This window comes from Moraxella sp. CTOTU49803, from assembly GCF_032097965.1.
Classification (GTDB): Bacteria; Pseudomonadota; Gammaproteobacteria; order Pseudomonadales; family Moraxellaceae; genus Faucicola; species Faucicola tetraodonis.
Genome location: NZ_DAMCJP010000013.1, coordinates 33,183 through 53,480 on the forward strand (window position 1 = coordinate 33,183; position 20,298 = coordinate 53,480).

At 40.4% G+C, this 20,298-nt stretch carries 16 protein-coding genes and 4 pseudogenes; 3 read left to right on the forward strand and 17 right to left on the reverse strand.

Features of this window, described 5'->3' with window-relative positions:
• Positions 1-71: 71 nt before the first annotated feature.
• Positions 72-1,301 (forward strand): TerD family protein, encoded by a 1,230-nt coding sequence (locus RT422_RS10780; protein WP_219300744.1) that lies wholly within the window; start codon positions 72-74, stop codon positions 1,299-1,301.
• Between the two features lie 215 nt (positions 1,302-1,516).
• Here RT422_RS10780 and RT422_RS10785 read toward each other — a convergent pair.
• The 3 genes and pseudogenes from RT422_RS10785 to RT422_RS10795 all read right to left on the reverse strand — a co-directional run.
• Positions 1,517-2,722: pseudogene (locus tag RT422_RS10785) on the reverse strand (DUF389 domain-containing protein); the annotation flags it as partial.
• Positions 2,723-3,113: 391 nt separating this feature from the next.
• The gene (locus tag RT422_RS10790) at positions 3,114-4,076 is read right to left on the reverse strand and encodes a mechanosensitive ion channel family protein (protein ID WP_313422257.1); all 963 of its coding nucleotides are present in this window, start codon (positions 4,074-4,076) and stop codon (positions 3,114-3,116) included.
• A 10-nt stretch (positions 4,077-4,086) separates the two neighbouring features.
• Positions 4,087-5,340 (reverse strand): sodium:proton antiporter, encoded by a 1,254-nt coding sequence (locus RT422_RS10795; RefSeq protein WP_313422259.1) that lies wholly within the window; start codon positions 5,338-5,340, stop codon positions 4,087-4,089.
• A 151-nt stretch (positions 5,341-5,491) separates the two neighbouring features.
• Here RT422_RS10795 and RT422_RS10800 point away from each other — a divergent pair.
• Positions 5,492-5,752 (forward strand): annotated as a pseudogene (locus tag RT422_RS10800) (transposase); the annotation flags it as partial.
• A gap of 406 nt (positions 5,753-6,158) precedes the next feature.
• On the opposite strand, the gene RT422_RS10805 reads toward RT422_RS10800, so the two are convergent.
• From RT422_RS10805 to RT422_RS10860, 12 genes are all read right to left on the reverse strand, one after another.
• A complete protein-coding gene (locus RT422_RS10805) occupies positions 6,159-6,683 on the reverse strand; it encodes a PaaI family thioesterase (protein WP_284035283.1) in 525 nt (174 codons plus the stop codon).
• Between the two features lie 14 nt (positions 6,684-6,697).
• Entirely contained in the window at positions 6,698-7,480 is a 783-nt protein-coding gene (locus RT422_RS10810; protein WP_284035284.1) for an SGNH/GDSL hydrolase family protein, read from the reverse strand.
• Between the two features lie 35 nt (positions 7,481-7,515).
• A complete protein-coding gene (locus RT422_RS10815) occupies positions 7,516-8,100 on the reverse strand; it encodes a hypothetical protein (protein ID WP_313422260.1) in 585 nt (194 codons plus the stop codon).
• Entirely contained in the window at positions 8,027-8,413 is a 387-nt protein-coding gene (locus tag RT422_RS10820; protein WP_284035309.1) for a hypothetical protein, read from the reverse strand. The genes RT422_RS10815 and RT422_RS10820 overlap by 74 nt, the downstream gene beginning before the upstream one ends.
• Before the next feature lie 63 nt (positions 8,414-8,476).
• Entirely contained in the window at positions 8,477-9,298 is an 822-nt protein-coding gene (locus RT422_RS10825; protein ID WP_284035310.1) for a crotonase/enoyl-CoA hydratase family protein, read from the reverse strand.
• 15 nt (positions 9,299-9,313) lie between these two features.
• Positions 9,314-9,889 carry a TetR/AcrR family transcriptional regulator gene (locus RT422_RS10830; protein ID WP_284035311.1) on the reverse strand — a complete coding sequence of 192 codons (576 nt, stop codon included), beginning with the start codon at positions 9,887-9,889 and terminating at the stop codon, positions 9,314-9,316.
• A gap of 5 nt (positions 9,890-9,894) precedes the next feature.
• The gene (locus tag RT422_RS10835; RefSeq protein ID WP_284035312.1) at positions 9,895-10,320 is read right to left on the reverse strand and encodes a hypothetical protein; all 426 of its coding nucleotides are present in this window, start codon (positions 10,318-10,320) and stop codon (positions 9,895-9,897) included.
• Between the two features lie 340 nt (positions 10,321-10,660).
• Positions 10,661-12,238 carry an aldehyde dehydrogenase (NADP(+)) gene (locus tag RT422_RS10840; protein WP_284035313.1) on the reverse strand — a complete coding sequence of 526 codons (1,578 nt, stop codon included), beginning with the start codon at positions 12,236-12,238 and terminating at the stop codon, positions 10,661-10,663.
• A gap of 305 nt (positions 12,239-12,543) precedes the next feature.
• Positions 12,544-13,485 (reverse strand): dihydrodipicolinate synthase family protein, encoded by a 942-nt coding sequence (locus RT422_RS10845; RefSeq protein ID WP_160000977.1) that lies wholly within the window; start codon positions 13,483-13,485, stop codon positions 12,544-12,546.
• A 434-nt stretch (positions 13,486-13,919) separates the two neighbouring features.
• Positions 13,920-15,380, reverse strand: coding sequence for an alanine/glycine:cation symporter family protein (locus RT422_RS10850; protein ID WP_284035314.1), 1,461 nt, complete (start codon positions 15,378-15,380; stop codon positions 13,920-13,922).
• Between the two features lie 141 nt (positions 15,381-15,521).
• Positions 15,522-16,802, reverse strand: a complete 1,281-nt coding sequence (locus tag RT422_RS10855; protein WP_284035315.1) for an NAD(P)/FAD-dependent oxidoreductase — start codon at positions 16,800-16,802, stop codon at positions 15,522-15,524.
• Between the two features lie 24 nt (positions 16,803-16,826).
• Entirely contained in the window at positions 16,827-17,780 is a 954-nt protein-coding gene (locus RT422_RS10860) for a proline racemase family protein (protein WP_284035316.1), read from the reverse strand.
• 174 nt (positions 17,781-17,954) lie between these two features.
• Between RT422_RS10860 and RT422_RS10865 the strand changes: the two genes are divergently transcribed.
• Positions 17,955-18,731 carry an AraC family transcriptional regulator gene (locus RT422_RS10865; RefSeq protein WP_284035317.1) on the forward strand — a complete coding sequence of 259 codons (777 nt, stop codon included), beginning with the start codon at positions 17,955-17,957 and terminating at the stop codon, positions 18,729-18,731.
• A 21-nt stretch (positions 18,732-18,752) separates the two neighbouring features.
• Here RT422_RS10865 and RT422_RS10870 read toward each other — a convergent pair.
• Positions 18,753-18,932, reverse strand: a pseudogene (locus tag RT422_RS10870) (transposase domain-containing protein); the annotation flags it as partial.
• Between the two features lie 268 nt (positions 18,933-19,200).
• Positions 19,201-20,298, reverse strand: a pseudogene (locus RT422_RS10875) (IS3 family transposase); the annotation flags it as partial.

Sequence of the window (20,298 nt, forward strand, 5' to 3'; positions counted from 1 at the left end):
AATCTCTTATTAGCTGTCTTGGTTTACTATGCCACTACAAAATACAACAATTAAAAAAACAAGGACTAATTATGCAGCTGATTCGCGGTCAAAAATTAAAGGTCAATGATATATTGCCGAATGCCTCATCATTTTCTTTACAAGTAGATATAACAAGTTCGCTTGTGATTGATGTCTCAATATTTGGTCTAGATCATGCAAATCGATTAAGCGATGAAGCTTATATGATTTTCTACAATCAGCCCATTAGTCCTTGTAACTCTATCAAATTGACAAAAAACAGTGACAAACACTCAGTGTTTGAGGTTAATTTATCTGCCTTAGACACTAAGATTGAGCATCTGATGGTGACATTAGCGATCGACGGACGTGGTATGATGTCGCAAATTGGCAATAGCCAGATAAGCATCTTAAACTTACAGGGGCAGGTAGTAGCCAGTTTTGCATTTGATGGCAATATGTTTGAACAGCAGCGCGCTATTATGCTATTGGAATGCTATAAAAAGGACGGTATTTGGCGCTTCAATGCAGTTGGTCAAGGATTTAATGGTGGCTTACCAAGTCTGATTGAGTATTATGGCGGTGAAGTTGCAGAATCGAGCCAAGCGCCTGCATTAGATGCTTCTAAAGCTCAGACACAGAATGTCGCAACACCAACCAAAGTTTCGTTAACAAAGGTTACACTTGATAAGCCTAATATCCCACATAGAGTGAATCTAACAAAGCAGCAGTCATCATTTATTGTCGAAGCAATTTGGGTGGATAATGGTGATAGCTGTAGTGATAACGATGACTTAGATTTAAGGGTAGGCATTTTGATTGAAGGTGAGAAAAAAATGCATTATATACATGCACCAAAGCAAATGGGCGCTTTGGAAAAATTTCCTTTTATCAGACACTTGGGTGATGTTACTGGCGCTAGCACTAGCGAGCCTGGTGTTGAAAGAGTCGAAATTAATAGTGACATTGCAAAATTAATAGGTGGTCGGGTTGGAATCGTATTCTCTGTATACTCTGCCATTAGCAATGGTGCGGTATCAATTGCTTCGCTACAGCCGAAAATGCGTATGCAGTATGGCGACCAAATTGTAGAGTGTGTCTTTAATCCTAGTGTCTCTGCCAAAGCTAAGAGTAGCTATGTTTACACGTATGTCATTGGTACTGCAGTGATCGATCAACAAGGCATTGTCATTGAGCATTCGGGACAAACTTCAAAGTTGCATAGTGAAGATACACCACGACTCCATTGGCAGCAAGGAAAGCTATCTACTACCATTGATGGTGAGCCAATGTTTAAGTGACCAATTTTTGGATTAAACAATGTACTAGAAATCAACATTGAATTCTTTAGCGTACAATATGGTTCGAATTCTGTGCTGACCCCAAATATCAGAATGCAAAAGACCGCATTAAAAGGTCGGTCTTTTATTTTCAATAATAACAAGAGGTATTATTGATGATTCACACTATAAACACTATTGCTTACCCTTTTGGCAATAAATAACATAATTGAGTCTTACTTGTTACTCTCTTTAATCTGACTAAGTGATGCCTCATCAAGTTTAACATCATCTTTAGTGATTGGCGTTGTTTCAATCACTTGTTCTGGTACGAATCGTACTTGCAGTTTAGCTTGTGGGCGACTTGGAAAACGCGCCTTAGATAATGCAATAATTTTTTGTTCCATTGATTGGATATCACTATGTTTCGGTGCTGTTAAACCTTGTAATAATACGCGAATAAGGTAAGGTTTAGACGTATCAGTAGGCGATTTTATAGGGGTTTTATCTGCCACATCATAGCTAATGCTAACTACATAATTTGGCTGATTTGCAATGGATTGTTTAACAATTTTATTGACGGCTGCTTCATAACTTTGTTGTTTAAGTTTTTGCTGAAAATTCAGGGTTAAATAAATACTAATCCCGATTAAAAGTACCAAGGATACGGCATTGCGACGTATAAATAGTAAGCTTTGCTGCCATTTAGAATCCTTAACTTTTTCATCTTCTGCAGCATCCGTATCAAGCCTTCGAAACCCTGCAACCCAGAGCACAAGTGCATTGGTAAACTGAATCGCTAAGATATTGGTTAGCGTCAAAATCAATGCCCCTAATGCCAAATCGTATTTACCATTTGCTAACAATATGCCGCTAGCGGTCAGCGGTGGCACCAAAGCGGTCGCCACTGCTACTCCTACTACGGCAACAGATAAATTGCGAGAAATCATGGCATACGCACCGGCTGTACCACCTGCAAGAGCCACCATCACATCCATAGTATTGGGGGCGGTACGGGCGATGATTTCTTGGCTTTGTGACTGTTCTGGGTAAAGCCAACCCAATATCATACCAATCGCATATATCAGCACACCGCCTGAAAATAACGTCAGTAAGGATTTTTTGAGTAAGGCAAAACGCGCATCGATAATGGCTAGCGCAATACCGCTGATAGGTCCAATCAGCATCGCCACTAGCATCGCACCAATCACAACCGCAGGGGAGTTGGCCAATAAACCAAAACCAGCAATGATTGCCGCCAGTCCATTTAATAAATAAAATGCCCGTGTGGGTAATGCCCCCGATTCGATATTGATACGCACTTGACGATAATCAATGGTTTGTTCGCTATTTTTTTTAGCAAGATACTGTTTAAAGGCTTCGTACTGAGCTTCTTGCTGTTCTTCTAAAGGCTTTTGTACAGTTTGATGAATATTCTTGTCGATCGTCTCAAAGGTTAACGTTTTATTTAGTTCATTTGAGGCGTCAATATTATGAGTTTGATGCTTAGCATTTAAATGAGGTTCTGTGGTCGATTTCCTGTCAGTTTTATCGCTATCTTCCTCTTCATTGGCATTACTACTAAGCTGCTCATTTACCGCTTGGGCAACAGCTTCGATAGTTTTCTCATCAAATCCTTGATCGGTTAAATTTTCAATATCCTCTTGCGTCAGTGCAAGGGCGTCGGTCACTTCTACTGATGCCTTGTCGGGGACAACTGAGGTTTTATACAAGCTAAAAGATTGATCAACTAGTTTAGGATTATCTTTTATTTTGGTAAACGTTAATGTGCTTAAATCCATCATAATAATTTTACTTGATTAAAGGACAAGGTTAGTTTTTTATATCTGAACTATTTTCTATTTTTACCAATAATGGATGGTTGGTATCCAATGTAGTAATCGGAAAAGGAATGGATATATTCGCTTTTTCCAATGCCTCCTTAACCAAAATAATAACTTCATTGATAGAAGCTACTCGATTAGTCTGTGTACCATCATCGATAAACCAACGCACCCTTAAAACCACGCTGCTATCTGCTAACGCTGTAGCAATTACAGACGGTTCTGCCAGTTTCGATACCGTTGGCGCTGCCTTTAACACACTTAAAATCACTCGTTGAGCATCAATGATGTTGTTTTCATACCCGATGCCTACATCGAATTCTAGACGGCGTTGTGAATAGGCAGTATTGACGGTCATGGTACTGGTATAAAGTTGAGAATTAGGAATTACGACTTTTCTGCCGTCATAGGTGCGGATTGTGGTTGCACGTATTTGAATATCTTCGACCGTGCCTTCAAAATTGCCCGAAATAATTTGGTCGCCAATACGAAATGGCTCTGATAATAATAACAATATGCCTGATAATAGATTTTGGAAGATGTCTTTAAAAGCAAAACCAATCGCAACCGACCCTATCCCTAATGCACCAATGAGTTTACCCGGTGTGAAGCTTGGTACAGCGATAATCATGGCGACCATAAAGCCTAAAAATAAAATAAGTGCACTACCCACCCGCCTAAAGACTGTAACTAAATTTTGATGGTGTTTACGACTCCCTAGTATTATAGTGACCGCTTTTTTAAAAAAAATCGACAACACCCAAAATATTACAAACACAAGTGAAGCAACTATCAAATATGGAATGCGGCTTATCATCTGCTGCAATAGATGATTCGCTGATGTCATAATGGTTTGGTATTCATTCACCTTGTCGCCCAGCATATCCGCTTGGCTCACCATACTGACATAGGCAGGCAAATAATCAATAAAAGATAGGATTAATTCAAACATATCGATACCTTTAAAGCACCTTTAGCTGACTGGCTGTCACACTTTTTGCCACTCGGCCAATCGTTAGACCTTGAATTAAAATGGAAAATACCACAATCGCATAAGTCAACGTTAATAACAAATCTCGCTCGGCACCGGCAGGTAATTGTAATACTAATGCCACTGAAATACCGCCTCGCAGTCCACCCCAAGTCAATACTTTCCAAGCACCTTTGGGCAAACCTAAATATTTTTGTAGATTAAACGTTACACCGCCAACAACCATCAAACGAGCGAGTAACCCAATGGCTACCGCTAATATCGCCGCTATTAGCAAATTGCTATTCAAACTCACCATCACAATTTCAAGACCAATCAATACAAACAAAATGGCATTTAAAATCTCATCAACGAGTTCCCAAAACAAATCCACATAGTGACGAGTATTATCGCTCATGGCATAGCTTCGCCCTTGATTGCCGACCATTAAACCCACGACAACCATCGCAAGTGGTGCTGATAAATGCCAGTGACTGGCCAACGCATAACCGCCTAACACCCCAGCCAAGGTTAATAACACTTCTTCTTGATACGAATCAATGCTTTTTAACAAATAATACAGCACGGCACCTAGTAACAAGCCAAATGAAATACCGCCGCCTGCTTCAATTAACAATAAATGCCCAATATGCCCTGCTGTTGGTATCTCGCCGCTTGTCAGTACGCCAAGTAGCAACATAAAAATCACCACCCCAACCCCATCATTAAATAATGACTCGCCCGAAATTACGGTGTTAAGGCTTTTAGGGGCATTAGCATTGGCTAAAATCCCCATAACAGCAATCGGGTCGGTTGGTGAAATGAGCGCCCCAAACAATAAACACCAGATAAAACCAAGGTTAAATCCTAGCCATTGTAAGGCGACATACGTCAATGCTGCGACAATAAAGGTCGATACCACGGTACCCACCACGGCGAGTAAGGCAATAGGCAATTTATACCGACGTAAATCCTGCAAGTTAACATGCAAGGCACCGGCAAATAACAACATGGAGAGCATCCCATCCATGAGTATTTCAGTGAAATCAAGCTGACCGACCAGCATTTTTTCATAATCAATCAGTGTATCAAATCCTAAGGCATTGAGAACAATCGCAATAAGTGACAGCAGCAGTGAGATGACCATCACACCGATGGTAGTCGGTAGACCGATAAAGCGATGATTGATATAAGCAAGTAAGGCAGTCAAGGTCAAGAAAATAGCAGCAATGTCAAAAGCATTCATGCGTCTGATCTCAAAATAAAATTTGTATCAGTGTAGCGAAAACTAATGCATAATTCAGCTAAAATCGCAATAAGGGTGTTGATGTGAATTACTTAGGGTTCAATCTTAGACAAGCATCGGCTGTTTGTCTTTAACCTGGGGTCAGCACAGAAAGCATCATATGGCGATAGATAGCCAAGGCTTGCCGCATGCTATCTGTATTACCACTGCCAATATCACCGACCGTGAGGATGCTAAAACGTTACCTCGTCAACATGCTAAACGATTAAGCCGCGTAAAAAATGTGATGGTTGATGGCGGTTATCGAGGTGAGGCATTTGCTAATAGTATAAAGACCCTTTTAGGCGAAACCATTACCACAGAAGTTGCCAAAAGAGATGAACTGCATACGTTTAAAGTCATACCAAAGCAATGAGTTGTAGAACGTTCGTTTGCTTGGCTTGAGAAAAATAGACGCTCGTGGCAGACCAAGCGGGGTAATTCACCATTCCGATAAAGGTAGTCAGTATCTATCGATTAAATACGGTGAATGGCTGAAACAGTTTGAACTTGCCGCATCAGTCTGTAGTGGCATAATAAACCAAGACAGCTAATAAGAGATTATAATACCCTAATTGGAGGGTTAATCTCATGACAAAAGTACGTAAAACATGCACACTCGCATTCAAACTAGAAATGATAAAAATCATAGAAGAACAAGGGAAAAAGATAAGTGATGTATGTAGTGGTCAACTAATTTTGGACAGATAGAAATTACTCAAAAATACTCGATAAAATCCCTTACCGTCCTATTTTTTTCCGTTTTCTGTGCTAATCCCTTAAATATCAAAAATTAAACACGTCGTAGTCGCATGTGCATACACTTTACCATCTACCCCAATAATTTTTCCTTCAGCAACCGCTGTCTGTCTACCCACGTGGAGGGTGCGACCTTCTGCTCGGATGACAGGCAGCTCTTGTGTTAGAGGACGCATCATATTTACTTTAATTTCAAGGGTCGTATAGCCTTTACCTTTAGGCAGTTGTGTCTGTATAGCACAACCTACGGCTGAATCTAATAAGGTACAAAACCATCCGCCATGCACTGAACCTAAAGGGTTATAATGATGAAATTGGGGATTACCCTGAAAGATAACCTTGCCTAATTCAACGTGAATTAAGATAAAATCTAAGGTATTAGCAATAGGTGTTGAAGGCAATTCACCTGCAAGCATTTTTTTAAGAAATTCTAAACCAGTGTAAGCGGCTAATTGAGCAATCGGTATGACACCGACTGGATGCAGACGCTCACGAACTTGCCGTTCTTCTTCTAGCCACTGGTTTAATATATTTTCAGAACTCATAAAATTATCCATCGTTATAATAAAATCTCTGTAACAAAATCGACCATGTTTTTTGCCCAGTTTTGGTAGGTGAACGCACTTGGGTGAAAACCATCTTTGGCAAACAGCGTGGTTTTATCTAACCCAGCTTTCTCAAAATTTGCCAGTAAATAGTGCACATGTTGATTACCATCGGTGGGCGTATCCTTTACTACCTGTTGTAGCACTTTGTCCAAGCGTTGTGCCATCCTACCTATAAAGTTATTTAACGGACTGGGCAGTGCAGGCATCAGCTGCATTGGCGGAATACTAACAAATAAAATATGCCTAGCTAAAAACTTGCGTTTTAATATAGAAATCATCGCCTGTAGGTTGTGCTGCCATTGGGACACAGCTACATTCATCACCGTGTCATTGACACCCACACTGATGACCACAATATTAACAGCATGGGCTTTCATGACATAAAGCTGACGCAATATGTCAAAACTGGTATGTCCAGTTGTCGCTTCCAGTTGCCAATCTATATGCGAGTAATATTGCGCCAATGCTTTGTCTTGGCTTAACCCAGTAACAAATTGACCTAAAAATGCTTGGTCTTGATGCTCGACACCCACACCGACCCCCGCACTGTCACCAATAATTAATACCTTAAGCGGGGGTTGCTGGGGATTGGCGTCAACAAAAGCGGTGGTGCCGTATCGCTCACCGATGGGCTCATCAAGGCGTAACGTGTTTTTTTTGACTTGTTTGGCTTGGTATAGGTAGAGTGGACTTAACAACAAGTGCTGCCATGTCCACAATGGTTGGATTGACATAGTGCAAAACCATCCTTTTGTTAAAGCGTTGGTTATTAGGATGGATTGTATAAAAGCGACTGATTCATCGTTGTTTCAATCCATGATAAGACATTTTCCCATAATGGTTGGGCGTTGGCTCTAAAATAGCCCATATGCCCAATCTTGGGCAGTGATGCAGTTAAGGGAATGTCTAGCAAGGTTAAGTCTGCGTTTGTATAGCCTTGCATAAAGGCATCCCGAGATTTTGGCAATGCCCACAAATCATCCACCGCGTTTGCCGCCACAATAGGCACCTTTATTTGGGCAAATTTTTCTTGCATTTTTTCTGATACAATTGGGTCATCAAAAAAATAATGCGGATATTTGCACCATTGTCGCCACTGCTTATAGACCCCATAAGGCAAATCTTCACCCATTCCTAACATTGACATCGGGGTATAAACTTTAAAGAACGTTAAAGCAGGTAAGATAGCATTCCACAACAAATTAACGCGCATCGATTCTCGGCGTGTCATCCATCCACGCCACCCTGCACCCGTAGCAAACACATACATATCCGAAATTTTATAATGGTTGGGTAGAAGTCCAAAGGCATGACCACCAAATGAGTGTCCAACGATATAAGGTTGGGGTTTCACCTGTGGCAATCTCATCAATCACTGCCGCCAAATCTAACCTAGCCCAATCAAGAAAACTTGCTTTAAAGCCTTTAAGCCTCGCTACCTTAGATCGACCAATCCCTCGATAATCAAACGTTACTGTGCGATAGCCATTGTCTGCGGCAAACCTAGAAAATCTTTGGTAAAACTTTTGTGGCACACCCGTTGCCCCTGCGATCACAATCGTGGCTTTATACTCTTCAGGCTCATAGCTTGTGGCTGCCAATGCAAAGCCATCGGCTGCTACAACGGTAAAATCTCTTTGGGTGAAGTGTTCAAAAGTAGGTGTCATAAGTCACAATTCATTGGTTAATAAAATGCGTCGATAAACTAGGCATTGACCTTAGTCATCTCTTTACTCGCCTTGAAACTGAGCTGGTCGCTTCTCTCTTAAGGATGCGACACCTTCTGCAAAGTCTTGGGATAAAAACAAATCTGGTAAGTAACCAAGGACATTGGCAAAGGCAGTTTTAGGATCTTGCTCAGTTCCTTGTTTGGCAGATTGTAATAAACTTTTGACGGCTAGCGGGGCAGAATGGCTGCTAATCTGTGTGGCAATCTTAAGTGCGACGGTAAACTGCTCGCCTTTAGGCACTACTTGGCTGACCAATCCCATCGCATCTGCCGTGGCGGCATCAAAGCGATCGCCAGTGAGCAAATAAGGCATGGCTTTTTGCCAACCTGCCGTTTGTACAAAACGGATGGTTGCCCCACCAAACGGCATCAAGCCTCGTTGCACCTCCATTTGGGCAAAGCGGCTGTCATCACTGGCAATCACAATGTCGGCATTGAGCATCAGCTCGATACCCGCCGTAAAACAAAGCCCTTGTACCGCAACGACATAAGGTTTAGTGCGTTGCATACCTGACACACCCCAAGGGTCTATACAGTCGTTCGGATAATCAAAAATACCTGACATTACTTTGTCTTGCAGCTCCATTAGATCAAGCCCTGTGGTGAAATTCTCCCCACGCGCATACAGTAAGGCACAGCGTAATTCATCCCGCTGCTCATACTCAGTAAGAGCCTTTGATAGCTCTTGAATCATCAAGCTATCAAAGGCGTTATATTTTTCTGGGCGATTGAGCTCAATGAGTAACACGCTACCTTTTTGTTCCACATTCAGACGGACATAATCGGTCTGGAAACTGGCTTTATCTTGGTTATTAGATGTCATCTCTGACTCCTTGTATTAGTTGGCTAAAACTGGCTTACTGGCTAATTGAGCATCGATGCGTTCATAAACGGCTTGTAGATAACTGGGATCATCATAAATTCGCCCCAGTAAAATTGCCCCTTCATAATCCGCCACACTTTGCTTGGCTAAGGCATCCGCCTGTGCTTTAGGATAGACCTCATCAAATAACACCTGCATGGCTTGTTGCCAACGGGTGAAAAACTGCTGCGTTAATGCCAGTAGCGATGGCGATAAATACCTTGCCTCACCACCAATCACCGCTACCAAACAGCCCATACCACCTTGGCTAAAAAACTTGACCGCTTGCTCATGTAGCCGTTGATAACGTGATTGGGCCGAGCTCGCCTCATACACCAAACTAAATAATTTATGGTCAACCAATTGGTGCACATAGCTGAGCATATCCGCCACTAAGCTTTCTTTGTCTTGATATTCGTAATAAAACGCCCCTTTTGTCAAATCACAGGCACTTGCCAACATCGCCATACTGGTGCCTTGATAGCCATGTTGTTTAAAAACAGGCATGCAATACTGTAATAGCTGCTCTCGGCTGAGTTTTTGTGGTCGCATCTTAGCTACGCTCCATTCTTTAAGGTGAAGGGCTTTGTCATCTGTACATAGCCCATGACATACGTTAATAGCCCAATCGCCGCAAATGCCTCTAGCCAAATAAACGCATGAATCTTTAAGCTAATGTGCTCACTGGGGATGAGATAGTGACCCAATACCAATAAACTCATTAGGCAATACAGCACCATACTCACCAAGCCCCAATACAAGCGCTGATGTTTAATCAGCCAAAGTGCCAAAAGGGCAAATGGGGTCATCACAAACCAAAATGCATCCACCAACGTGGGATTGAGCCAGGTAGGTTCGGGATAATGCGCAAAAAACAAAATATTATCCACATAGTGCAAAATCGTGGTGAAAATATTAAACCATACCAACCATTTTAAGGTGGCAAATGTCTGATGTGGATAGTTAGGCGGCTTATTGGGCATGGCGATTTTCTTAAGTATAAATTGAAATTGGTACTGCAGCAGAAACGTTGATTTCTAATTTAAACGATTGTTTAAAAACAATCAAGAAAATTCTCCCAGTATTTTTCTAGTATGCAACTAACCAATACGAGCTATTGCGCCCTTAAAAATAATGAATATTAGCTACTTTCTGTGCTGACCCCTCTTTGATAAATTCGGGGCGGTTCAAAGCCAATATGAAAAATACATCGTAAAAAACCCTGTAACCATTGTAGTTACAGGGTTTCACCTTAAAATCATTTAAGGTAATTAGGTGTATTTTTCGCGCCGTAACTTTACCAAGGTCTGGTTTTTTTGCGCCTTAATTAATGGCATCTTTTGTTAAAACACTATTAACCAAACGATAAATTCCTAGTGGATTATCATCTTTTAACGCACTGGGCAGCAATGATTGAGGGTAGTTCTGATAACAAACAGGACGTAGATAACGATCAATAGCGAGGGTGCCTACAGATGTACCACGAGCATCTGACGTGGCAGGGTAAGGTCCACCATGTACCATTGCTTCACAGACTTCAACCCCTGTTGGATATTCATTGAGCAATAAACGTCCTGCTTTTTCTTCCAAAATCGGTACAATGTCGGCAAAGTCCAGCAAGTCCTCTGGGTTAGCAATCAATGAAGCCGTTAATTGACCATTCATGACTTTTAATGCGTCATATAATTCTGCTTTGTCAGCCACTTCCACAATGATAGTGGTAGGTCCAAACACTTCTTCTTGTAGCAACTCATCGCCTCCTAATAATAGCGATACATCTGCTTTAAACAGTTGTGGTAAGCCTTGATTACCCTGTTGTGTTTGACCTGCCAAATGCTCAATACCTTGCTTATTTAGCAGATTTTCAACACCTTTACTATAACTTAATAAGGCGCCTGCATTCAACATAGTCTGAGCAGGTTTGTTTTCCATAATTGTTTTTAGTTGTTCGACAAATACATTAAATTGATCTGATTTAATACCAATGATCAGTCCTGGATTGGTACAAAATTGCCCGCAGCCTAATACCACCGAGTTCGCTAAGTCGTTGGCAATTTGTTCACTGCGAGTCTGTAACGCTTTAGGTAGCATAACCATGGGGTTAATACTGCTCATCTCAGCAAAAACAGGAATTGGGTGAGAGCGAGCAGCTGCCATATCGCAAATCGCACGTCCACCTTTTAACGAACCTGTAAAACCAATAGCCTGCATGCGAGGATGCTTAACAATATATTCGCCTACGCCATTGCCATAAACCATGTTAAACACACCTGCAGGCATATTGGTCTTTTTCACTGCTTTTTCAATCGCTTCTGCCACATAATGTGCCGTGGTCATGTGTCCACTATGGGCTTTGAACACTACACTACAGCCTGCAGCGAGTGCCGAAGCGGTATCACCCCCAGCGGTTGAAAAAGCTAAAGGAAAGTTACTGGCACCAAATACGCCAACAGGACCTATACCCATTTTGACTTGACGAAGGTCTGTACGGGGCATGGGTTTTCTATCCGGCATGGCGGTATCAATACGTGCCCCTAGAAAATCACCTCGGCGTAATACTTTGGCAAATAAACGCATTTGCCCACTGGTACGTCCACGCTCACCTTGCAGTCGAGCTATTGGTAAAGCTGTTTCTTGTGATACGATATTTAAGAAGTCATCACCTAATGCATCAAGTTCATCAGCAATCGTTTCTAAAAATTGGGCACGCTTTTCAGGTGAAATATGACGATACGTTTGAAACGCTTGATACGCTGCTTCACAGGCTTTATTAACTTCGTTTTGAGTCGCTTGGTAAAAGGTATACGGTAAGTTTTCACCTGTAGTGGCATTCACGCTTTTTAGTGAGACCTGCCCTTCGGTACTTTGTTGACCTGCAATAAAATTATGACCGATTGTCATGAAGGTTCTCCTTAGATATTCACTTTCAATGCTTTCTTCTAAACCTTTGAAAATAATGCTATTAAATTTTCATCAAAGTATTAATGAAGTTTTAACACTTTTATCGTCAATCGGTTATGAAGCGTTCAAAGTGGATTTTATTATATTATTACGGTAGGTAAAGGTTATAAGTTATTTACTAGGTTGGGGTAGTGAAACGTAACCCACCAAAAAAACTTACGAAAAGATAGATACATTCGAAAAATGAGCGTATCCATCCTACAAATCATGGGTTTAAAAATATACTAATTGTATATGACCGTTAATCATATATTGTTAATAGATGCCCAACTCTTGTACCAATCTTTAAACTGTTGATATTGTTTTTCAACATACTTACGTTGCGACTCACTCAATGCATCACTTTCATTAAAGTGTAGTTCATATTCTTTATTACCATTTAGTACCAGTAAATACTTATAATAAAGAACTAGATCAGGGCCTTCATCAAAAGATGATAATACATTTAGGGCTTCAGATAATTCTTTACCTAGACGATAAGCTTTTGCATCGCCTGCAGCGGCTTTTTTACTCAAGTCAACCAACAGTAAAACTTCTTTTGGCAATGCATTCCCAATGCCCGTGATAGCACCTGTTGCATTACAGTTGACAAATCCGTGGAACACTTGCGTATCAACCCCTGCCATCAATGTAACAGATTCATCTTGCGAAGTAATAAACTCAGCTGCATAGCGCATGTCATCAGCACCACCGAATTCTTTGAAGCCAATAAGATTAGAGTATTGACTACGCAAGTCAAAAAATAGGTCAGCACGAGTCGCAAAACCATAATAAGGGCTATTATAAATAACAGCGGGAATGCTAGGAGCCGCTTCCAAAATTGCAGAAAAATGAGCCTTTTGAGCCACTGGAGAAGCCCCTCGAGATAGAACTCGTGGAATAACCATTAATCCCTGAGCACCAACTTTTTCAGCATGTGCAGCATATGAAACAGCTTCTTTGGTATTAACAGCTCCAGTACCAACAATGGTTGGAATATCTGCAGCAACTAAACGAGCAACCCCTTCTTGACGCTGGGCTGCTGTCAATAAAGGCCAATCTCCCATCGAACCACAATACACGACCGCACTCATTCCTGCCTCAATAAGTTCTTGCCCTTTTTTAACCAAAGCATCAAAATCAGGCTCACGGTTTGCTGTGCAAGGTGTCATTAATGCTGGGATACAACCAGTAAAGATATTACTCATAATTACTCCGTTTATTTTAACTAGATTAAGTAAGTGATTAGATAGCTAAATGCTTTCTAACACTGTTTTTTAACGCCTATACATACAATACAAATTATTTATATCGTATAAGAGAGTCTTCAAAGACAGAAAGTATCACTTTGTTGTTGGTCGATCTTGTATTACTTTGCTATCTTTAAGACTTTATATTTGAAATAAAACCAAGGGTTTATCGAAGTTTTATCTCAATATTACTTAAAATTTATCTCATGTAAGCTTGATGAATTATTTTAGTAAGATGATTACAACAAAAGATTTATCCAATAAGCATGGTTTAGATAATGTCATTACCTATCATTGACTGATGCGAGATTGAAGGTCTATATATGGAACAACTTTTAAACCTTGTCATAATTTTGTCAGCCAATGAAGGAATCAATTATGGCAAATATGCCTCATTTATCTTCTCGGTGATATTTATACCTATCACTATATTCAATCCAAAAATCAGCATCTTCAATACCTACCGTCCTTGGATCAAAAATTGGATCAAGCCCTTGTTTTTTCTGCTCATCATAATCTTTGAGGACTTTGAAGGCTTTTTTGCTTAGTAAGAAAATTGCTATAAAGTTTAGATAACACATGCTGCCAAACCCAATATCACCTAATGCCCACATCAAACTTGCAGAGTTAATACCGCCAAAGAAGCACACGATTAGGAAGACAAGTTTCAAAACGTTTTTGAGCATGGGGAAGCGCTGTTGTCTATCTACAAACACTAACGTAGTTTCAGCAATATAGTAGTATGCTAGCAAGCACGTAAATGCAAATAAGAACACTGCTATAGCAACAAAACTTGCACCAAAATTGGTGAATACTGTTGATACAGCTGCTTGGGTAAAGGCTGTACCTGCTTCAACGCCTGGTAGATACTCTACTAACATCGTGTTATTAGGTCCCTTGACATTGTACATATTGGTAGACAAAATCATCAATGCAGTCGCAGTACACACGACAACGGTGTCAATATAAACTGAAAAACCTTGTACCAGTCCTTGTTTGGCTGGATGAGAGACTTCAGCTGCCGCAGAACTAAAAGTCGCTTCTCCAGCACCAGCCACATTTGAAAAAACCGCACGTCTTACGCCCCAAGAAACAGCTGTACCGACTAGACCACCGAAGACAGCATCCATACCAAACGCGCTTTTAATAATTAGAGCAAACATGGATGGAATTTGTGGAAGATGAAAAGCAAGGATAATTACCATCATTAATACATAACCAATCGCCATGAAAGGTACTATCTTGTCAGCAACATTGGCAATGCGTTTGACTCCTCCAAAAACAATAAATGCTAATGGCGTTACTACCAACAAGGTCGTCACGGTAGGGGATAATCCAAACGCTGTATTAAAAGAATCAGAAATAGTATTAACTTGAACACCTGGGACTAATATCCCATAAGAAATACCTGTCACGATCGCGACCAAAATGGCAAAAGATTTAAGTTTTAGACCTTTTTCAATATAAAAAGCTGTCCCGCCTCGATATTGTCCATGCGAATTTTCCTTATATAGTTGAGCAAGCGTTGACTCAACAAAAGCACTTGCGCCACCAAGAAAACCCATGACAATCATCCAAAATACAGCACCTGGACCACCTGCGGAGATAGCGGTAGCTACGCCTGCAATATTTCCCACACCAATACGACCCGACAGTGCTAAACAAAAAGCTTGAAACGATGAAACCCCTTTATCAGAGATTTGCTTATCAAAAAGCAGTCTAATCATTTCCTTTAAATATCGAAATTGGACACCTCGGGTTGCTATGGTGAAATAAACCCCCAGACTTAAAGCCAGATATACTAAGGCGTCGCTCCAAATATAACTCACAATTTTGTTAATAAACTCTTCCATATTACAATCTCCATCCATGAAAATATAACTACAACTTGGCTTATTCCTTTAGTGCGTTAAACTAATACCAAGCTAGAATAATAATAAAAAAGCAGTACCAAACTTCAGTAAGCGTTATTTATAGCAATACTCCTAGCGTAATTAGGCATAGTTTTGGATAAGTTTTGGATTGGGTAACCCAAATCTACCCAGTCGAAACGGCGTTATATCGATTTTAGACTCTTCATCAAAATACAAATTACTAATAATCTCTGCACTACTAACAGCTTGAGTCAATCCTAGATGTTGATGACCAAAATTTAATAACACTCTGCCAACTTTGTCGATTACTGGTAGAGAATCCACTGTTGATGGTCGACAGCCCATCCATTGGGTTGCATTCGTATCATTTAAGTGAGTTTTAAACATAGGGTCAGCAAGTTTCTTTAGCATCAAAGCTCTTTTCATGTTGGGTTTTCTATTTAACCCTGCATACTCCGCAGTACCCGCTAATCTCAGCCCTGACTGCATCGGTGTCATAATAAAACGACGATCCATACTGGTTACAGGTACAGATAAGCGAGCTCTTTCATTGGGTAACATTAAATGATAGCCCCGCTCGGTATCCAAAGGTACTAATACCCCTGTTGCTTGTTTAACCAGTGACTTAGAAAAAGCGCCTGACGCAATCATGATTTCATTAGCCATGACATTACCTTGAGTGGTTGTCAATTCAATACCATCTACGTGGTGAGATAGAGAATCAACCTTACAAAACTCATGGATAACTCCACCCATACTTATAAAGTGCTCAATCAGTCTTTGATGAACTTTTGGCAAATCAGTCACATGACCTGTCTCTGGAAAAAAAACTGCACCCAGTTGATTTTCTGCTAATAGTGGCTCTCTTTGGCGAAGTTCGTCTTGAGTGAGAAACTCAGTAGGTATGCCCATAGCATTTAATCTTTGTTTATGGGTTTTTAGTTGATGGAGATTTTTGAGCGTTTCCGTCGTTAATAATGAGCCATTGACATGTATCCATTCAGTTAACCCCCATTTCGTTGAAAAATTTTTCCATGACGCTAAGCTAATACCGTTAATACTTTTAAGTGCTTGATGAATTTGTAAAAATTGCCTTTGTCGCATATTTAGCAACAATTTAAAAAACCATGGTAAAATTTGAAACGTATATCGCCAATCAAGTGTAATAGGCCCTAACGGGTTTAATAGCATGCCAGGTAGTTGACTAATTAGACTAGGGTCAGCAAATGGGAAAACCTGCTCAACAGCGAGATGACCTGCGTTACCAAAAGAAGCACCGTTGCCTACTTTATCGGCATCTAGGATAACCACAGATTTTCCGCGAGATTGCAGTTCAACTGCAGAACATAAACCGATAATGCCGCCGCCGATAATATATAAGTCTGCATCTGTTTTAATCATATTTGCTATGTCCTATTAAGCGAGTTAAATCACTGCAATACCGTAGCAAAAAGGGTCATTTTCATTAAAAATTAGCGTACTTTCACTACATACAGCTGCAGTCCCACGAATAGTGGGAATGATGTCGCCATTATCATCAACGCTATAACTGGCTTCAAAAACACTGCCAATAACGCTTTCTTGTTGCCAAGTATCCCCAGGGGCTAATTTATTATCTGCTGCTAGACTGGCAATCTTTGCACTTGTACCTGTACCACAAGGCGAACGGTCATATGCTTCACCTGGACAAAGAACAAAACTCTTACTATTTGCCCCACTCAGCGAAGGAGCAAACAGTTCTATATGGTCAATTTCTTGCCCATCTTTTCCAGTAATGCCATTTACTTGAAGTGATTTTTTGATATTGGTACATACATTTGTTAAATGTTTTACATTCGTATGTTCAATTTTTTGGTTGTGATCTTCTACTAAGAAAAACCAGTTGCCTCCCCATGCGATATCACCATGAATTAGTCCTAAATCTGGTACAGTAAGGGGGATATTGGTTTGATAACGATAGGAGGGTACATTGATAACACTGACCTTATGGTCCTCATCAAGCACTGCTTTTACCATGCCTACAGGGGTCTCAATCCAATGTTCACCGACTTGAATTTTACCTTGATATGCTAAAGAGATGATGACGCCAATAGTGCCATGGCCACACATCCCCAAATAGCCTGTATTATTAAAAAAAATAACGCCTGTAACTGCTTTATCGTTCGATGGTTGGCATAGTAATGCACCAACCATAACATCATTACCTCGAGGCTCCAAAATAATCCCCCGACGCAAATGGTCATAATTTGAACGAAAATCTTGCATTTTATCTGCAACTGTTTGACCAGTCAGTTCTGGAAAACCTGCATAAACCATACGAGTAGGCTCACCTCCCGTATGTGAGTCAATGATTTTGATTGGCAGATTTTTTTTAGACATTAGTTATTCCTTTATCATCAATCCTATTTAATAGTTAGTATATTAAGGTGATAATTATTCTTAAGCTTGTCGTTTTTTTTGAGATAAATGCTGAATTCAGCACAATTTTTCTTGTGGCTATGATTTTAAGTTTGTTAAGATAAAAGATATCAATAAGAAATGGCGTGGTGAGATATGCAAAATTTATCGAGTATTCTTCTAAAAAATAGCAATCACTCATCGCCTCATGATTTAGAAAGTTTTATCAGCCATATTGTCAACTTAATGCCATTGTTGGATGAAATTCCCAATATTGTTTTTTTCGTCAAAGATGTTGAAGCAAAGTACGTGTTAATAAATAGGACGATATTAGCAAGAGCTAAATATGCAAATAAAGATGATATTATTGGGTTACAGTGTTGTGAAGTATACCCTGGCTCTAAGGGACTGCAGTATATGCGACAAGATTTTCAAGTTTTAAAAGGGAAGCAGATTTCTAATAAACTTGAACTTCATAATTATTTGTCTGGGAAACTTGGATGGTGTATTACCCATAAAATTCCTATTTATAATAAAAATAATATCATTATAGGTATGGCTGGAATTTCTGTGGATGTAGAGAAAGATACGAGTCGGCAGCTAAAACACCATGAGAAACTTGGCAAGATAGTTGATTTGATTCAAGAGAATTTAGAGCAAAAAATTACCGTAGCTGACTTAGCCAAATATATCGATTTAAGTGTTTCTCAGCTTGAACGATTGTTTAAATCTGTTCTTAACTTATCGCCCACTCAAATGCTACAAAAAATACGCTTAGAATACGCTATTCAATTGCTAAATAATACCAATCTATCTATCATTGAGATTGCTATCAGATGTGGTTACAGTGACCATAGTGCCTTTACTAGGCAGTTTAAGCACATGACTAGCCTAACCCCAAGTGCATTTAGAAAAGAGATAGTTCAATTGTAAAGTAAGCCCCCGACCATCCCCTTATTGAGTTGGCTTCCAGACATTTGGTAGCCGAGCATCAATCTGGCTATGTGGATGCGTTGGGAGACGTTTCAGCACATCTGCCAAATATGGATACGGCTCAAGCCCATTCAATCTAGCTGACTAGCTTAGTGACATAATATTTGCCGTTCGCTGACTACTCTGTAAGCATCTGACAAACCCGGGACAGTTCACTGTGTATAAAGCAGTTAATAAAGAATCTGCTGGAGATTGCAAATTTTTTTGTGTAAACCTTCAAAGGCAGCCTAAAATAGCGGCATAATCAATAACCAACAAATATCTTGTATTAATAACCCTCCCCTCGATGTCCATATAACATCACGAACTGACGCATCGCAGGCTTCCAAATTTGAATCGGCATCGTCCATTTTTGCATCGTATTGATGTGTAAATACCCCAAACTTAAAACAACATCAAAGTAGAAACATTAAGCCACCTGTTTAAACTCAGCAGGCGTCATATCATTCAATGAATCATGCGGTCGTTCGTGGTTATAAACCTCGATCCATTCATCGGTTAATTGTCTAACCTCATTTAAATTATTGAACAAATAACAATCTAACACCTCATTTCGATAGCTACGATTGAATCGCTCAATATACGCATTTTGGTATGGACATCCAGGCTTGATATACTCAATCAAGATATTGTTAGCCGCTGCCTAATCTGTGAAGATACTTGAGGTAAACTCACTGCCATTATCAACCCGAATCTTGTTAGGATAGCCATGCCACTCGGCTAACTGATCCAAATAGCGAATCACCCGTAAAGATGGAATGCTCGTACCAATATCAATGCCTAATAGTTCACGGTTATAGTCATCAATTACGTTAAAGGTGCGAAAGCGGCTATTGTTATGCAGCTTGTCACTCATGAAATCCATTGACCAAGTATGGTCTAAGCTATTTGGTACTGTCAGTGGCTCGGGAGCACGTGTAGGCAGTCGCCGTTTGGCTTTGCGACGCAGATTGAGTTTCATCGCTGTATAGACCCGATATACGCGCTTATGGTTCCAGACATACCCAAGTTTACGTAGCCGCTTATAGCACTTTGGAAATCCCCAGCGGGTATGCTTGTCAGTGAGCTCGGTAAGCTTATCAACGATAGCGTCGTCATCGTTAAGTTTAGGCTCATAGTAGTAAGCAGTTCGGCTGATACAGACAATCTGACAGCTAACCACGATACTAATATTATGCTGTGCCTGTAGTTGTTGTGCTAATGCTTTACGCTCGACTACAGGCACTATAGCTTTTTTATGATTTCTGCCTGTAGCTGCGATTTTAGGCTTAAGTCAGCATACATTTGCTTAAGCCTGCGGTTTTCTTCTTCGAGTTCTTTTAATCGTTTAACGTCAGAGGCTTCCATGCCACCGTATTTGGCTTTAACTACGCTAGCGCTTCGCCTTGCGTCACTAAAACAGTCCCCCGGACTGTTTCTTAACGTGACTCATTATAAAAAGTTGAACTTGCGATGCCATGCTGACGACATAGTTCTTTTACGGGTACACCAGCATCGGCTTCTTTTA

Excerpts from the sequence above, each read along its gene's own strand:
- RT422_RS10780 (WP_219300744.1), top strand. The coding sequence starts at position 72 with ATGCAGCTGATTCGCGGTCAAAAATTAAAGGTCAATGATATATTGCCG.
- RT422_RS10790 (WP_313422257.1), bottom strand. The coding sequence starts at position 4,076 with ATGTTTGAATTAATCCTATCTTTTATTGATTATTTGCCTGCCTATGTC.
- RT422_RS10795 (WP_313422259.1), bottom strand. The coding sequence starts at position 5,340 with ATGAATGCTTTTGACATTGCTGCTATTTTCTTGACCTTGACTGCCTTA.
- RT422_RS10805 (WP_284035283.1), bottom strand. The coding sequence starts at position 6,683 with ATGAGTTCTGAAAATATATTAAACCAGTGGCTAGAAGAAGAACGGCAA.
- RT422_RS10810 (WP_284035284.1), bottom strand. The coding sequence starts at position 7,480 with ATGTCAATCCAACCATTGTGGACATGGCAGCACTTGTTGTTAAGTCCA.
- RT422_RS10820 (WP_284035309.1), bottom strand. The coding sequence starts at position 8,413 with ATGACACCTACTTTTGAACACTTCACCCAAAGAGATTTTACCGTTGTA.
- RT422_RS10825 (WP_284035310.1), bottom strand. The coding sequence starts at position 9,298 with ATGACATCTAATAACCAAGATAAAGCCAGTTTCCAGACCGATTATGTC.
- RT422_RS10830 (WP_284035311.1), bottom strand. The coding sequence starts at position 9,889 with ATGCGACCACAAAAACTCAGCCGAGAGCAGCTATTACAGTATTGCATG.
- RT422_RS10835 (WP_284035312.1), bottom strand. The coding sequence starts at position 10,320 with ATGCCCAATAAGCCGCCTAACTATCCACATCAGACATTTGCCACCTTA.
- RT422_RS10840 (WP_284035313.1), bottom strand. The coding sequence starts at position 12,238 with ATGACAATCGGTCATAATTTTATTGCAGGTCAACAAAGTACCGAAGGG.
- RT422_RS10845 (WP_160000977.1), bottom strand. The coding sequence starts at position 13,485 with ATGAGTAATATCTTTACTGGTTGTATCCCAGCATTAATGACACCTTGC.
- RT422_RS10850 (WP_284035314.1), bottom strand. The coding sequence starts at position 15,380 with ATGGAAGAGTTTATTAACAAAATTGTGAGTTATATTTGGAGCGACGCC.
- RT422_RS10855 (WP_284035315.1), bottom strand. The coding sequence starts at position 16,802 with ATGATTAAAACAGATGCAGACTTATATATTATCGGCGGCGGCATTATC.
- RT422_RS10860 (WP_284035316.1), bottom strand. The coding sequence starts at position 17,780 with ATGTCTAAAAAAAATCTGCCAATCAAAATCATTGACTCACATACGGGA.
- RT422_RS10865 (WP_284035317.1), top strand. The coding sequence starts at position 17,955 with ATGCAAAATTTATCGAGTATTCTTCTAAAAAATAGCAATCACTCATCG.